This is a genomic window from Paenibacillus sp. FSL H3-0457 (assembly GCF_037981725.1).
Taxonomy (GTDB): domain Bacteria; phylum Bacillota; class Bacilli; order Paenibacillales; family Paenibacillaceae; genus Paenibacillus; species Paenibacillus amylolyticus.
In genome coordinates this window covers 6,027,970-6,045,161 of record NZ_CP150283.1, presented here as the reverse complement: position 1 = coordinate 6,045,161, position 17,192 = coordinate 6,027,970, and the positions used below count along the sequence as shown (strand labels likewise).

Here is a 17,192-nt window from a genome sequence, read left to right as displayed (position 1 = left end):
TGGAGAGGAGATTATATGGCCAAGATGCGATTATATTGTGTCCCTTATGCAGGAGGGTCAGCATCAATATATAACAAATGGAAAAAGGGGTTATCCGAGTCCATTGTGCTGAACCCTGTTGAACTTGCAGGACGTGGATTGAAATTCTCTAAGCCGCTCTATGAGAGTATTCAGCAAAGTGTAGATGATGTATTTGATTATATATCCCGCGATTTGCCAGATGAGGAGCCATATGCTCTATTTGGACATAGTCTCGGAAGTCTGATTATCTATGAACTGTATAACAAAATGCATGAAGAGCAGTTCAGGAAACCCATACACATGTTTTTCTCCGGGCGAGAGACACCGGATTATAAAAAAGACCAGGTCTATTACCATTTGCCCGAAGGACAGTTCATAGACCGCATTAAGGAAATGGGCGGTACCCCGGATGAGTTCTTTGAGAACCAGCAACTTATGGATATGTTCATCCCCATATTACGTAAGGATTTGGAGATGAATGAGACGTATACTTACGAAGAGAAGCCTTATAAACTGCAATGTGATATCACGATACTGAACGGAGCAGAGGATGAGGGCTACATTCTGGATTGTGCAGAACATTGGAGAGGTTATACGGAACAAGGAAGTGCCGCCCGGATATACAAAGGGGGGCATTTTTATTTATTCGAAGGCAGTATGCATCGGGTTACCAGCATGATCAATCAGACATTAACAAGTTATATGGAGTAGATCCTATACGGAGGTGAGGTGTCCAATGAATCAACGGCAAATTACACCAATAGAACAGCTGGAGGCAACCATTCTGGACGTATTTCATGTGGTGCTGGGAGCCGATGCGGGAGTCACCACCACGATTAACTTTTTTGACTTGGGGAGTGATTCGCTGCTTCTTGCTCAGATCTATAATCAACTTGAAAAATTATATCCAGCTCAAATTACGTTAACCAATATGTTTGCCTATCCTACGATCTCCAGACTTGCGAAATTCATCGCAGATCAGGAAGGCATGGAACTGGAAGCCTATCCTGTTCCGTTGGATTACATGCAGAATACAGGACAGGTCCTTCAAGACCATCGATATGAATTCAGGATCGAGAAGGATCGCTTTAATGAAATCAGAGACTTATCCAGAATTGCAGGTTGCACGCCTGTGGAATGGTTGTGGTCTTTGTTCGCATATCTGTTGACGGAGATTGGCAATCAGCCACAACTTACGGTCTATACACTGATTTATCGAATGAACCATATCAGTTCCATTTCGCTGGATGTGCAAGAGGTACAGGATTTTAATGAGTTGTTTGTTATAGCGAAACAAGCTTTACATACAGCAGACGAACAGCCTGGTCACCATATCCAGGATCTGGTTAGAACAGGTATGAAATCACAACATGTCGCCATTCGTCCGCTATTCTATGAGGCTGATTATGTCAGTGGAGGCAGGGTGGCGCTGGAGGAGCTGTTTGATGTCATCTGTGAAATTCAAAATGAAAAACGAAATATGCTGGTAACGATGTATTGCAAACCCCGAATGAACACCATTCAATGGAATCTTTTTTTCAGAACCTATGATCAAATGCTTGCCAAAGTGTTTGAAAGTCTCCGCCCAGCGGCTGAAAGGGGATAAATAATGAAAAACAAACTGATGGATTTCAGTGAACTGGGTATTCGTGACACCAATCAGACGGAGTCGTCTGGTCAGACGCCTCCAGCCCCAACTACAACTGCCATCCGTCCGGGTGATATCGCCATCGTTGGACTCAGTGTTCGTATGCCCTTGGCAGATGATGCGGAACAATTCTGGGATAACTTGTTACATGGTCTGGATTGTACGAGGGATCTGCCGGAGCAGCGACGCCAGGATGCCGATAATTATATCTCTCGTAAAATGAACACTGGTGAAGATGCCCAATACTTGGACGGTTCTTATCTGGAACATATCGATACCTTTGATTATCCTTTTTTTCGATTTACACCGAAAGAAGCCAGTTTGATGAATCCGGCCCAACGTATCTTTATGGAGACGGCTTGGGCCGCTTTTGAAGATGGAGGATATACCAGTGAGAAGCTGGCGGGCAGCAACACAGGAGTATATGTGGGATTGGTCTCGGATCTGGAAGGTTATCGGTATAAAGAAATGATTCATGATGTGGAACCACAGTCTTTGCCGATCTCGGTCACAGGCAATTTGTCTTGCATTTTACCCAGCCGTCTATCATACCTTCTTGATTTGAGAGGACCGAGTATGGTGGTGGACACGGCCTGTTCTTCATCTCTGGTTGCAGTCCATCATGCCTGTAATGCCATTCGTTTGGGTGAGTGTGACATGGCGCTGGCAGGAGGCGTAAAACTGAATGTGCTTCCTCTGGACAAGGATTACTACCGAATGGGCATCGAATCGTCCAATGGCATGACACGTCCCTTTGATGATAGCTCAGATGGTTCCGGAATAGGTGAAGGTGCGGCGGTTATTATGCTAAAACCACTTCAGGATGCCATCAAGGACAAGGATCAGGTATATGCGGTCATTAAGGGCAGTGCCATTAATCAGGACGGGAACTCCATGGGGATTACAGCGCCGAATGCCAGAGCCCAGAGTGAGGTCATTGTGAAGGCGTGGAAAGCTGCGGGGGTCGACCCTGAAAGTATTTCGTATATTGAAACCCATGGAACAGGGACTGTCTTGGGGGATCCGATTGAAATCGACGGCATTAAGGGGGCGTTTGAGCAATACACCGATAAGAGGCAATTTTGTGCCATCGGTTCAGTAAAGTCCAATATCGGACATTTGTATGAAAGCGCTGGCATTACAGGGCTTGTTAAATCTGTATTGTCCTTAAAAAAAGGGATTTTACCAGCGGTTCAGCATTTTGATCGCCCCAATCGCAATATTGATTTTAGTGGAACGCCTGTGTATGTGAATACACGTAACCGGATCTGGCCTGCTGAGGGTGCACCTGCGCGTATGGGTGTCAGTGCATTTGGTTTCAGCGGAACCAATTGTCATCTCATACTGGAGCAGGCGGGTGCAGTGGAAACCACCAGCGAAACTGAGATGCGGGAGTATCTGTTCCCCCTTTCAGCGAAGACGCTTCAATCACTGCAACAATATATATCCAAATATACGAAGTATCTGAAAACAACCGATCACACGTTAGCAGATATATGTTACACGGCAGGCACATCCCGAACCCATTATGAACACCGTCTGGTACGGATTGCTTCAAGCAAAGAGGAGTTGCTCGCCCAACTGGTTGCACTTGAAGAAGACGGGTTGCACTCCATTCGAGAGCAGCCAGTCCCGGAGTCGAATCAACTGCATTTAACGGATCATTGTGAAACCTATCTTGGTGGTGGGGAGGTAAGTTGGCCAAGTCTGTATTCGGGTGAGGATGTTCGCCGAATCAGCATTCCAACGTATCCATTTGAAGCTCATCGGTGCTGGATTGAGCTATCTGCTCCTTATACCCAAACCAAGACAAGTGCCATCACTATGGAGAACATACACCATTATGAGTTGGGCTGGGTCTGTGAACCGGAACGCAATTCAGATCGGAAGTTATCGGAAGGTCATGTCGTTATTTTTATGGATGAAAAAAGAGAGGACCGCTCTCTGCGTAAGGCACTACAGAAGCAGGGTCGTCAGCTCATTGAAGTGTTTGATGGACCTTCATTCCTTCAAGTATCTTCCGGGGAGTACGTCATTTCACACCAGCGTGAGAGCATGGAGCAATTATGGGCTCACTTGGGAGAATTGATGATCACCCAGATCATCTATATTCAACAGCAACAGTCCTTTCATCCATTTTTCTATCTTCTTCAGGAAATGATCCGTACGAAATCGTCGGAGCCTGTTGATGTGGTGTTGTTGACGAATCCAATCCATTCCATTACCGGAACCGAAGAAAATGTATTTCCTCAGGCTGCCCTGATGTTTGGTCTGGGTTTGGCTGGGCGCAAAGAAGACTCACGTCTGCAATGCCGTTCCATCCAAGTGGATGCGGAAACTTCGCTCCAGGATATTCTGGCCGAACTGGATCATGAAAGTGATGATTATGGTGTAGCTTATCGTGCGGGCACTCGTTACATTCAGCAGTTTGAAGCGATGGACCCTAGTCAATATCCTAAGCGGGACTACAAGATTCGCAATGACGGATTGTATCTCATTACTGGCGGACTGGGCGGTATTGGGCTGGAGATTGGATTACAACTTGCGGAGCGATACCCGGGAATCACACTTGCGCTGGTGAATAGAACTGCGCTTCCTACTCGAGGGGAGTGGGACAGCATTGTAGCAGCAGATTCCAACGATGCGTTAGTTCAGAAAATCCGATCTGTGCAACAAATGGAGGCTGCTGGGGCCACGGTTCTCTCTTACCAAGCAGATATTTCAGATGAAGCATCCATGCGAGTCATTCTGAGTGAACTGCGTCAGCAATACGGCCGCATTGCAGGTGTCATTCATGGGGCTGGGGTCGCTGTAGGTGGAGATCATCCGCTTAAGGACAGAACGATAGAAGAAGCTGAACGTGTATTACGCCCTAAAGTGCAAGGAACCCAGGTTGTGGATCAACTCACCAGAGAGGACAATCCAGACTTTTTTGTGATGTTCTCATCCATTGCAACGTTATTCAGCGGGCCGGGACAGGCGGATTATGTCGCTGCCAATGCGTATCAGGATGCCTACGCAGCCTACCGCAACCGGGAGTTGGACGGAACGATGACCGTCAACTGGTCTACCTGGAAAGAAACAGGCGCAGCTGCTGCAACCGGGTACGGAGTGGACACCTTATTCAAAGCCATGACCAATAAAGAGGCTCTGGCGTGGCTGGATCAGGTGGAAGGGCGTCAGATTGAACGTGTATTGATAGGACAGATGTCGACAGACCGTGGCATGTTGAAGATGATCCGCAACTATCCGTTCAGACTTTCTCCTGAACTGGAGAACTGGATTGATTCACGTCTACAGCGGACATCATCACCGAAGGCTCCAGTGACCCCGCAAAGTGTAGCCCGACAGGATGCCGTACTGAATGGTGCGGATGACGGAGAATACACTCCATGGGAGAAGCAGGTTGCGGATGTGTGCCAAGCCGTACTGGGCTTTAATGAAATTCATATTCATGACAGTTTCTTCGAACTTGGAGCTGATTCGATACTGGTGAAACAAATGTATGCACAACTTGACCGTCAGTATCCGGGAGTACTCGTTGTTGCAGATCTGTTCGAACATCCGTCTGTGCATAGACTGGGTGGATATCTGGCTGATAAAACAGGCAATAAACGGGAGAGCAAGCAGGTAGAGGCGCCTACAGGTGGTGCAATTGCGCTGGGCGAGGAAGTCCATTCTCTTTTTGATCAGTTGGAAGATGGCACGATCAGCATGGAGGATATGCTCAAAGGATTAAAACATATCTGATATGTAAGGGGACGATACATTGGAACAGTTGCTTAAATATATTATTGAGAATACATCTGGTGGCAAAATCGACAAAAAAACGGCGATTGATATGATCACACTGTTGAAACAGCAGAAAAAGAACACTCGTGAAGATATTGCCATCATCGGCATCTCTGCGCATATGCCCATGGCTGATCATGTGGAGGAGTTCTGGAGCAATATTGAGAACAAAATGAATTCCATTGTGGAGTTCCCTGAAGCGAGACAAGAGGATGTTCTGAAATATGTACGTTTCAAACAGCAGGATGAAGACGGGTTAAGCTTTATTAAAGGCTCTTATCTGGATGAAGTGGACAAGTTTGATTATCGCTATTTTAAGCTGACACCCAAAGAAGCAGCCCTGATGAGTCCTGACCAGAGAATTTTTCTCCAGACGGCATGGGAAGCAGTGGAAGATGCAGGTTATGGAGGCGCGCGGTTATCCGGTAGCAATACGGGATTGTATGTAGGATATTACAGCAGCACCCGAGATAATTATGCCAATATTATCGCCGATGTAGAACCGGAATCCATCTCCATCTCGGTAACGGGCAATGTGACGGCGGTATTGGCAGGAAGAATATCCTATTTGCTGAATTTGAAAGGCCCCAGCATGGTGGTCGATACCGCATGTTCCTCATCCCTTGTTGCCGTCCATATGGCCTGTCAGTCGATTCGAAGTGGTGAATGTGATGCAGCGATAGCGGGTGGGGTGAAGGTGAATACGCTCCCTGTTTTTAATAAATATGAGCAATTTGGCATTGAGTCCTCGGACGGGGAGACGCGTACATTTGATGATGCCTCGGATGGAGCGGGTGTTGGTGAAGGTGTGGCTGCCATTCTTCTGAAACCGTTAAGTCGGGCCATTGAAGATGGGGATCATATCTACGCCGTCATTAAGGGTACTGCTGCCAATCAGGACGGAACATCCATTGGACTAACCGCACCGAATCCACGGGCCCAATCGGAAGCGATCGTGAAGGCTTGGGAAGAAGCGGGGATAGACCCCGAGACGATCCGTTATATTGAAGCCCATGGTACAGCAACAGAATTGGGAGATCCGATTGAGATTAAAGGGATTACCAACGCTTTCGAACAGTTTACATCCAAAAAACAATTTTGCGCGATTGGCTCTGTGAAATCCAATATCGGTCATTTATATGAATGTGCAGGCGTGACAGGATTACTCAAAGCGGTGATGGCCTTGAAACATCAGAAGCTCCCGCCATCCCTTCATTTTGCCAAACCCAACCGCAACATCCGGTTTGAGCAGACACCAGTGTATGTAAATACACAACTCCGACCCTGGGAGGCGGAGGAGGGAATCCCGCGCAGATGTGGTGTCAGTGCTTTTGGATTCAGCGGAACCAATTGCCATGTCGTGCTTGAGGAAGCTCCGGCTGTTACTGTAAAAGACCCGGGAGATAATCTGGGTTCAGGCAAGCATCTGTTTGTGTGTTCGGCTCAGACGGAAGAAGCACTGGTTCGATTGCTCCAGCGGTATGAACGTTTCTTGAAGGAGAATCGTGAAGCTCCTGTTGCGAGTGTGTGTTATACGGCAGCTACAGGACGTGGACATTATGAACATCGCTTGTCCCTGCTTGTGGAGGATACGGCTCAACTGATCCACTTGTTGGAACAGCCTTGGACACAATTGAAGACACAAGAAGGAGTCTATGCCGGTGCTCCTGCTCCTAAGCCTACGGGAGCCGAGCGAATGGATTCGGAAGAACGTGAGCGCACCAGACGTCAATCATCTCAGGCACAAGAGCGGATCAAAGAACTGGCTGCCAGTCCACTTTCGTGGGATGAAACAGCACTCCGGGATTTGGCTTTACTTTATGCCGAGGGTGCAACGATGGATTGGGGACAGCTATATCAAGGGAGACAGGTTCAGAAGCTGAGCTTACCTACGTATCCGTTTGAGCCCAGCAGATGCTGGATTGATATTCAGGAACCGTCAGCTGTTTCGTTAAAAGACTACTTTCATACGGTGCGCTGGGTAGAGGATCATGGGGATGCGACTTCGGATACCTCGGCACCTTCCTCTTCAGGCACAGTAATGATTATCGGTAACGGTACCGAACTGGAACAGGAATTATCGGCTGGGCTGAAAGGCGAAGGCAGCCGGGTAGTCCATGTGAGACTGGGTGACCAGCTCCAGCAAATATCGGAGGACCAATACGAAGTTGGCGGAGATATGCCTGGAGCTTATTCGCAGCTATTAAACATGTACACAGACGGTGAAATTACTGAAATCATCTATATGTCCATGATGGGGAGTTCATTCTATCCCGAAGATTTGGCATCTATTGAAGCCAGGCAGCAGGAGGCTTTCTACTCACCTGTCTATCTGGTTCAGGCACTGATGAGCAAAGGCTTCGCCGAAGAGATTCATCTGAACCTGATTGCTGAATACGCCGGACACGTCACAGGCAGAGAAGAGAGGATCACCCCTCATAATGCACTCTTGATGGGACTGGGTAAGGTGATCCAGCAGGAGTATGGACATATTCGGAGCAAATTTGTAGATGTGGATCAGTCCATATGTGCGGAGGACATCCTCAGGGAAAGACATATAAACGGTAAAGCTTATGCTGTTTCGTATCGTGAAGGACAGCGTTATACGGAGACGTTCACAGAGATAGACCTTAATGAAAGTGAGAGCGTGCCTTTCGAGGTGCGTCCAGATGGTGTATATCTTGTGACGGGTGGTACAAGCGGTATTGGTCTGGAAGCAGCACGGTTTCTGGCTTCTTCGAAGCCAGTGAAGCTGGCGCTTGTTGGTCGGACACTTCTTCCAGCAAAGGAAGAGTGGGAAGGCATACTGCAAACAGGCCAAGACTCCCGCTGTACCAAAATGCAAGGCATCCTTGAACTGGAAGCATTGGGTGCAACCGTTCATTATTACAGTGCGGATCTGGCCGATGTTGTGGGCATGACGGAAGTGATTCAGGATATCACTCACCGCTATGGAAATATAAATGGTGTTATTCATGGAGCAGGTATTCCGGGAGACGGATTTTTATATCGCAAAAGCGATGATGAGTTCCAGACCATTCTTGGACCCAAGGTGAAGGGAACCTGGATTCTGGAGAAACTGACGCGAGATCAAGACATGGACTTTATGGTATTGTTCTCCTCCGGTATATCTGTCATCGGTGAAATTGGACAAGGCGATTATACGGCTGCCAATTGTTATTTGGACTCCTTCGCGGCATGGAGGACGGGACAGGGACGCAGAACACTCTCCATTGATTGGGTATCGTGGAAAGAAACTGGAATGTCCGTGGAATTTGGGATCAATGTGGATGGCATGTTCAAGACCATTCCGACAACGGATGGGATTGCAGCGATGGAAGCGGCCATGAGCAGACGGCTCTCCCGAGTGTTTATCGGTGCAATGAATTATGGAAGCAAACATCTTGCTGCACTTGGGCAGTTCCCGTTCCGGTTGTCCGATAAGCTGGAAGCCGGAGTGAAGCGCAGCAAGGAAATCGCTGACCAAGGAGCGCAACATCGTCCGAACCGGACCATACCACAGGAGAAACATACGGGGCCCGTAGATCTTTCCGGGAATGAGGAAGGTCGCTATTCGGAAACCGAGCAGCAGGTTGCGCGCATATACAGTGAGATACTGGGCTATCAGGAGATCAACATTTACGATAACTTCTTCGATCTCGGGGGCAACTCCATCATGCTGATCCGTATGCATGAAAGACTGAACGAGGAGTTTCCGGGTCAAGTGAAGATTGCTCATTTATTTGCCCACACGTCTATTCATAAGCTGGCTCTGCATGTGAATCAGGGTAACGGGACGGCTGTAAAAGCAAAAGCTGCTGCTCCTCTGGAGCAAAAGAAAACAACTGTTGAAGAGGATGAGGCCATCGCCATTATTGGGATTGCTGCTGAAATGCCAATGGCAGATACGGCAGAGCAGTATTGGGACAACATCCTGAACGGTGTGGACTGTACAACGGATTTTCCAGAGGGACGCAAAAAAGACATGGATGCCTATCATCAATGGATGAATGCCAGACTGGGTTCGGACAAAGAAGTACAGTACCTTCAGGGTGCATTTCTGGATGATATTGATCAATTCGATTATAAATATTTCCGCTTGTCTCCGAAGGAGGCCGGATTAACGGACCCGATTCAGCGGTTATTCATGAAGACGTCATGGCATGCGGTAGAGGATGCAGGTTACGGGGGACGCATCGAAGGAACAAATACGGGTGTCTATATGGGTTTTGCCAGTAGCCTGAACGATTCTTATCTCAAAATGATCTGTGATCTTGATCCTTATCAATATCCGATGTCCATTGTAGGGAATATCACAGCCATGATGCCGACCCGTATTGCCTATCCACTGGATCTCAAGGGGCCTACGATGGTCATCGACACGGCATGTTCTGCATCACTTGTCGCTACCCATCTGGCCTGCCGGGCCATTCGTAATGGTGATTGCGAGATGGCGATTGTCGCTGGTGCACGGATCAGCCTCAGTCCGTTGGATCATGATTATTTGAAAGTCGGCATTGAGTCTTCGGATGGATTAACCAAGCCATTTGATCAGGAAGCAGATGGTTCGGGGCTTGGTGAAGGCGGAGCCGCCGTGGTATTGAAGTCACTAAGCAAAGCGATTGCAGATAAAGACAATATTTATGCAGTCATCAAAGGAAGTGCCATTAATCAGGATGGAGCTTCGATTGGCATTACGGCTCCGAATCCTGAAGCGCAAACGGATGTTATTGTGAAGGCATGGCAGGATGCCGGTATTGATCCATCTACCATTGGTTACGTGGAAACGCATGGTACAGCGACGAAACTTGGTGATCCAATTGAAATGGATGGACTTACTACGGCCCTGCGCCGATATACAGACAAGAATCAGTTTGTTGCTATAGGTTCGGTCAAGTCCAATATAGGCCATTTGTTTGAAGCAGCTGGTGTGGGCAGTCTGGTTAAAGCGGCTATGGCCTTGAAACATCGGATATTGCCACCCACGCTTCATTTTGATAAGCCCAACTCTTCCATTTCGTTTCAGGATTCACCGTTGTATGTCAATACGAAATCGAGACCATGGGATGGAAACGGCGAGCCGCTTCGCTGCGGAGTCAGTGCCTTTGGGTTTAGCGGAACCAACTGCCATCTGGTACTGGAAGAGCCGCCTATTATTCAGGAGCGGAAGATTTCGAGAGAAGTGGAAGTATTCACGCTAAGTGCCAAGAGCCGCAAGTCGTTACTTGCGCTGGTTGATAACTATATTCGTTTTATCTCGGAACGTCAGCAGGAACTTCCGCTCAAAAACATCTGTTATACCGCGAATACGGGGCGCTGGCATCATGTTTATCGTGTCGCCTTTGGCGTGACGGACACGTCCGATCTGCTCGTGAAGCTGAGACGACTCGCTACATCAGATCTCGAATCCGTAGGTGAGCATCAGCTCTATTACGGAATGCATAAGGTCGTAACAGAGAAGAACGAAGGGAAGAACTACGAATTGACGGGCCAGGAGAAGTCCATTTTGAAGCAGGAGGGTAGAGAGTGCCTATCCCGATACATGGAATCTTCAGATCCGGGAGTACTACATGAATTATGCAGATTGTACACCACAGGCAGTGACGTGGATTGGAGCCTGATGTACAGGGAAGAAGAAATTCGTAAAATCAGTCTTCCATTGTATCCATACGATAATACACGCTGCTGGGTGGATCTTCCCGAGCAGTCTTCGGTATACACGCAAGTGAGCACCAGAGCGGTACCGGAAGCCTACGAGCTGGTATGGCAACAGAAGGGGATAGCGAAAGGGGATTCCGATCAGCAGATCGAAGTGAGCGACGGCACAACACTGGTACTTCTGGATGGGTCCGATTATGCAGCTGAGATAGCGGCACGTATGGAGCAGTCGGGGATGCAGGTATATTCCGTACTTCAGACGGATGTTCTGCGATCTGACCCGGACAGTCGAAATGTGGAACAAGTGGAAGCCTATGAGCGTGTGCTGCAACAGGTGGGCCTAGACCAACTTTCAAGAATTGTGTATCTGAACGGTGTTGGTAGTGAGGAACATTCAGCAAGTAAATCCAGTGACATGGAATCATTAGAGTCTGTTCTAAATGAACGTGTGTATGGGTTCTTCCGGTTTATTCGAGCGTTGTTGTCCAGTTCTCTGAGTCAACCCATCGAGTTAGTTCTGATTTCCCGTGAGGTCAATTCCATTACGGGTACGGAGCGGATGAAACCTCATCTGGCTTCTGCCTTTGGAATGGGCAGAGTGGTAGGCAAGGAAAACATACAGATTCATTGCCGTTGTATTGATATCGATGAAGGTTCGTCTCTGGATCTGTTGCTGAAAGAGATCGGCACTTCATCTTCCTATTATGAGGTAGCCTATCGAAATGGAACTCGGTATGTTCAGGAGTTCAGAGCGTTGAATGAATCAGCACCTCCTGAAGACGAACTTGTTTTTGACAACGATGGTGTATACATCATTACAGGCGGTACAGGTGGAATTGGACTGGAAACCGCGCGGTATTTGGCTTCCGATGCTCCAGTAAATCTTGCATTAATCAGCCGTACACCGATGCCTGCACGTGAGCATTGGGATGCCATTGTTGCAGAACAATCCAAACTCAAAGTGATTCATCAAATCACAGTTATTCGTGAACTGGAGAGCCGGGGACATCAGGTTAGTTGCCATGCTGCAGATGTGTCGGATCTAGATGCCATGCGTGTACTTCTGGATCAGCTTCGGGTTACGTTCGGGAAAATCAAAGGGATTGTCCATGGTGCAGGGGTCGGAAGCTCTGAAATGATCACAAGCCGTTCTCAGGCAGGATTCACCGAGGTCTTCTCTCCCAAAGTGCATGGCACCTGGGTATTGGATCGACTTACTGAACAGGATCATCTCGATTTCATGGTGCTCTATTCATCGATTGCTTCGGTCTTCAGCGCCCCGGGACAGGCGGATTACATTGCGGCGAATGCCTACTTGGATGCGTATGCTGACTACAGATCGATGATGGGCAAGCGCACACTGACTGTGCAATGGTCTACCTGGAAGGAGACCGGCATGTCAGCCGAGCACGGGTTTGCTGTAGATACGTTGTTCAAAGCCATGCCGACAGAGCAGGCGATGAATCAATTGTCTCTGGTGATGCGGAAATCCTCGGTTCGCCGAGTACTTATTGGCCAGATTCATTATGAGGGTCAATTGATATCCGCACTGGCCAAAAGTCCGTTTGATCTCTCTTCCTCTATTCGCGTTCAACTGGACCAACGGATGAAGCAGCTGGCAAGCAAGCGTCTTCCAGCATCCTCGTCAGAGAATCGTGACGGAGAAGTCGTTTTGACAGGTAAATCAGATGCATCCTATACACCGACTGAAAAGGCACTCGCCACCATCTGTAAAACGATGCTTGGTTTTCATGAAATTAATGTAGGGGATAGTTTCTTCGAAATGGGTGCCGATTCCATCGTCCTTATACAGGTACAGTCCCGGATCGATCAGCAGTTTCCTGGTCTGACCAAAGTCACGGATTTGTTTGCGAACTCCAATATTACTAGGTTGGCTCGTTTTATGGATGAGAAGTCTACTTCGAAGCCACAAGACATGGAGCAGGATTTGAAGCGTGTAATCGACCAGATGGAAAGCGGCGACGTTACGCTGCAGCAGGCATTGAATAACCTGATTAACCTGTAAAGGAGGAACTGTGGTGGAGAGTGTATACAAGTTTGTCATGGAACATCTGCAAGACGGAAGCTTGGATAAAACCGTGGCCGTGCAGCTACTCAAAAAGCTCAAAGCGGAAGAGGACGCTTATACGGCGTCCGGGTCAACCAATGCTGCCAAAGATATTGCCATTGTGGGCATGGCTTTGAAGCTGCCGCAGGCTGAATCTCCTGTCGAATTCTGGGATAACATCGTCAGTGGCACGGACAGCATTCGTTCCTTTCCCGAATCCAGAGTGCCGGACATCCAGTCGTATCTGCAATATTTGGGCATGTCGCCAGACGAAATTCAATTTAATGAAAATGCCTATCTGGATGAGATTGATAAATTTGATTACGCCTATTTTAAAATGTCACCCAAAGAAGCTAGTCTTACAGACCCCAACCACAGACTGTTTCTGGAAACGGCATGGAAGGCGATCGAGGATGCAGGGTATGGAGGCGGAAAACTGACGGGCAGTCGTACCGGTGTATATCTGGGCCTGTCCAACAATATTCGGGATTTGTACTCACGTTTTATCTACGATGCGGAACCGGAATCCTTTGCGTACTCGCTTGTGGGTAATCTGGCTTCTGTAGCGGCTGGTCGGTTATCCTTCTTACTGGATTTGAAAGGGCCGAGCATGGTGGTGGATACCTCTTGTTCATCCTCTCTGGTGGCCATTACACTGGCCTGTCAGGCGATCAAGGAGGGGCAATGTGATCAGGCACTCGTTGGGGGAATCAAGATTAATCTGGTTCCTTTAAAGAGTGATCATATCAAAATCGGGATTGAGTCGACAGATTGGAGAACCAAAGCTTTTGATGACGATTCGGACGGATCGGGCATTGGTGAAGGCGCAGGAGTAGTGATGCTCAAACCGCTGGATAAAGCGTTGGAAGATCGTGACCAGATCTACGCTGTCATTAAAGGTTATGGCGTAAACCAGGATGGTAAATCCATTAGTATCGCCGCCCCGAACCCAGAGGCGCAGACCGAAGCGATTCTTCAAGCCTGGGCAGATGCGGGTATCGATCCCGAGACGGTCTCTTATATTGAGACGCATGGCAGTGGCACCATGCTGGGTGATCCCCTAGAGGTACAAGGGATTGAGCAGGCATTCCGGCGTCACACCGGTAAAAGTCAATTTTGCGGGATCGGCTCGGTCAAAACCAATATCGGCCACCTGTCGGAGGCGGCTGGGGTCGTGGGTTTGATCAAATCTGCTCTGTCACTGCAACACAAACAGATTCCTGCCTCCAAACATTTTCACAGACCGAATCGGGCCATCGACTTTGCGGCTTCCCCGGTCTATGTGAATGCCCGGTTGCGGGAATGGGATACCGATGCAACACCACGACGTAGCGGTGTTAGTGCATTTGGTATCAGTGGAACCAATTGCCACATCGTTCTGGAAGAGGCACCGACCACTACGGTTAAAGTGCAGGAAGTGCAGGGAGGACATCTTCTAACCGTATCGGCCAAAACGGAGGCAGCTCTCCAGACCCTGATTACGGAATATGCTAACGTGCTCTCTCAAGTTGAATCTCAGCATGTACCTTCTGTATGTTATACCGCCAACACGGGAAGGGGCCACTATTCATACCGTTTACTGGTCACCGGGCAGGATGCGGAGGAGCTTCAGCTTCGCTTAATTGAGGCTGGACGAATGATCGGATCGGCGGATGAGAATTTAAGCAAAAGTGTAGGACCCAATGTACATCGAAGTCCAGGGATTTATTACGGTTATCACAAGGTCAGCAACGATCAAAACCGTCCAGATTCACCAGCCATAGGTGGAGAAGAAGGGCATACGGGCCATCGGTCTATGAGTCTGAATCCGGAACTGGCGAAGATAGGCAAAGGTCAGCAGGTCGAACAGGATATTCTGGACCGGATTGGCCTGCATTATGTGAAGGGTGCAGAACTGAACTGGGAGCTTCTATATACAGGGGACGGGCTACGCAAAACAAGTCTGCCGACCTATCCATTTACCCGGACTCGCTGCTGGTTTGAAGTTCCTGAGGCAGCTCGTACCGCCGCTATCGCGAATTACAGCAATGCGGACTCGGAAGAACCGACGCCAGCCCGATTCTATCGGATGAACTGGAGGAGAGCAGATCTAACAGAGCCGGAGCCGATTCAAGGAACAGGTGCAGTGCTGGTTTTGAAGGATGAGGGTAACCGGGGAAGTGAATTGATTGAACGCCTTAAGCAGTCAGGGCGCCAAGTGATTGAGGTCTGTTATGGAGAATCTTTCAATCAGGAACCGGATGGATCATTTACGGTAAATGGTTCGGAAGGCAACTTTGGGGAGTTGTTTGTAGCGTTGGGAGAAACGTCCATCAGTGACATTGTGCATCTCTTTGCAGTCCCGGCTTCCACGGAAATTCGTACACTTCAGGCTTTGGAACAAAGTCAGCAAAAAGGGGTATATAGCCTGTTTTATCTGATTCGTGCCTTGATTGAGCACGGAAGTGACAGCGCGCTGAATATGATGCTGGTCTCCGAACAGGTCTACGAAGTCACAACCGGAGAGAGTCGGCTTTCTCCCGAAGCGGCCTCGTTATACGGTCTGGGCAAAGTACTCGCCCTGGAATATCCGCATATTACGTGTCGAAGCATTGATTTGGACGAGAGTACAGGAGTAGCTGAACTGCTTCAGGAAATGGGTTCCCAAAATCAGAGTTATACCTCTGCATACCGCAATGGGGTTCGATATATCGAGGAATTGGGTGAAGTCCCAGCCAATGAGTTAAAGGATTCTCCTGTCCATATCCAAAGAGATGGCGTGTACGTCATTACTGGAGGTACAGGCGGGATTGGTCAGGAAATGGCAAAATTCTTTGCTGCCCAAGCAGACGTTAAGCTTGTACTGATTGGTCGCACCCCAGTTCCAGTAAGATCGGAATGGGAGACTCTTCTTAAGGACCCCGAACTTGAACCCAAGATGGCGGCTCGTCTCCATAATTTCCTGGCGATTGAACAACAGGGCTCGGAAGTATCCTGTTATGCAGCCGATGTGTCGGATTATGCAGCGATGCAGGATGTACTGGCCGATGTCAGGGAGAAGCACGGGTCCATCACGGGTGTGATTCACGGTGCAGGGGTACCGGCGGTTGGATATTTGATCCGCAAAACCCAGGAAACGTTTGACGAAGTCCTTCATCCAAAAGTGCAAGGGGCCTGGATACTGGACCAACTGACTCGGCAGGATGAGCTTGATTTTATGGTCTTTTTCTCTTCCGGTCTGTCTCTGTCAAGTGAAGTTGGACAAGGGGATTATTCAGCGGCAAATGCCTATCTGGATGCTTTGTCTTACTCACGCAGCAAAAGTGGTCTGAAGACCTTGTCTATCAACTGGTCTTCTTGGAAAGAAGCGGGTATGTCTGTTGATTACGGTTTTAATGTGGACGCCATTACGAAAGCCCTTCCGACCGAACAGGCAACGGCCGGATTCTTGGCAGCATTGAACAAAGAGGTGCCGCGTGTGTTAATCGGGGAATTTACATACCATCCACGGTTTGCCAAAGCGCTATTGACCAAGTTTCCATTCCGATTCTCGGAAGAGATGACGAACAGGCTGAAGGAAGCCGAGAAGTTGGAAGAGTCGCGGCAGGTGGCTCCTGTTGCAGCCAAACGAAACAAATCGACGAATGCACATGTTGAGCTCAAAGGGAAAGACGGCGAGGATTACAACAGCATCGAACGGCAGATTGCAGGCATGTATAACGAAGTACTTGGTTTTGAAGAACTGGATATCCACGACAGCTTTTTTGATCTGGGCGGAGATTCCATCCTGTTAAACCGTTTATTTTCTTTGCTCGAAGATGCCTATCCAGGCAAGATGAAACTGATCCATCTATTTTCGTACACCAGTGTACATGCGCTATCCCAATTTGTAATGACCAAGCTGGAAATAAAACCGGCTGCTGAGCCAGTCCAACCGGTGGATGATTTTGAACAGCTGTTTAAAGATATTGAAGCCGGTAGTCTGAGCATTGACGATGCAGTCAAGAGCGTCGAGGATCGTTGAGG

General features: G+C 48.5%; 5 protein-coding genes. All 5 read left to right on the top strand.

The window, feature by feature from the left end; translation table 11 throughout:
* Positions 1-15: 15 nt before the first annotated feature.
* From MHH25_RS26770 to MHH25_RS26750, 5 genes are read left to right on the top strand one after another with little or no spacing between them, the layout of a single operon-like run.
* Positions 16-732 carry a thioesterase domain-containing protein gene (locus MHH25_RS26770; protein ID WP_051449553.1) on the top strand — a complete coding sequence of 239 codons (717 nt, stop codon included), beginning with the start codon at positions 16-18 and terminating at the stop codon, positions 730-732.
* Positions 733-757: 25 nt separating this feature from the next.
* Positions 758-1,627, top strand: a complete 870-nt coding sequence (locus MHH25_RS26765; RefSeq protein WP_036668121.1) for an acyl carrier protein — start codon at positions 758-760, stop codon at positions 1,625-1,627.
* Between the two features lie 3 nt (positions 1,628-1,630).
* Complete coding sequence (locus MHH25_RS26760) at positions 1,631-5,419, top strand: SDR family NAD(P)-dependent oxidoreductase (RefSeq protein ID WP_340018575.1); 3,789 nt, start codon at positions 1,631-1,633, stop codon at positions 5,417-5,419.
* Positions 5,420-5,438: 19 nt separating this feature from the next.
* Positions 5,439-13,145: an SDR family NAD(P)-dependent oxidoreductase gene (locus tag MHH25_RS26755; RefSeq protein ID WP_340018574.1), complete on the top strand. Its 7,707-nt coding sequence runs from the start codon at positions 5,439-5,441 to the stop codon at positions 13,143-13,145.
* A 13-nt stretch (positions 13,146-13,158) separates the two neighbouring features.
* Complete coding sequence (locus tag MHH25_RS26750) at positions 13,159-17,190, top strand: SDR family NAD(P)-dependent oxidoreductase (protein ID WP_340018573.1); 4,032 nt, start codon at positions 13,159-13,161, stop codon at positions 17,188-17,190.
* Positions 17,191-17,192 lie beyond the last annotated feature (2 nt).

Excerpts from the sequence above, each read along its gene's own strand:
- MHH25_RS26770 (WP_051449553.1), top strand. The coding sequence starts at position 16 with ATGGCCAAGATGCGATTATATTGTGTCCCTTATGCAGGAGGGTCAGCA.
- MHH25_RS26765 (WP_036668121.1), top strand. The coding sequence starts at position 758 with ATGAATCAACGGCAAATTACACCAATAGAACAGCTGGAGGCAACCATT.
- MHH25_RS26760 (WP_340018575.1), top strand. The coding sequence starts at position 1,631 with ATGAAAAACAAACTGATGGATTTCAGTGAACTGGGTATTCGTGACACC.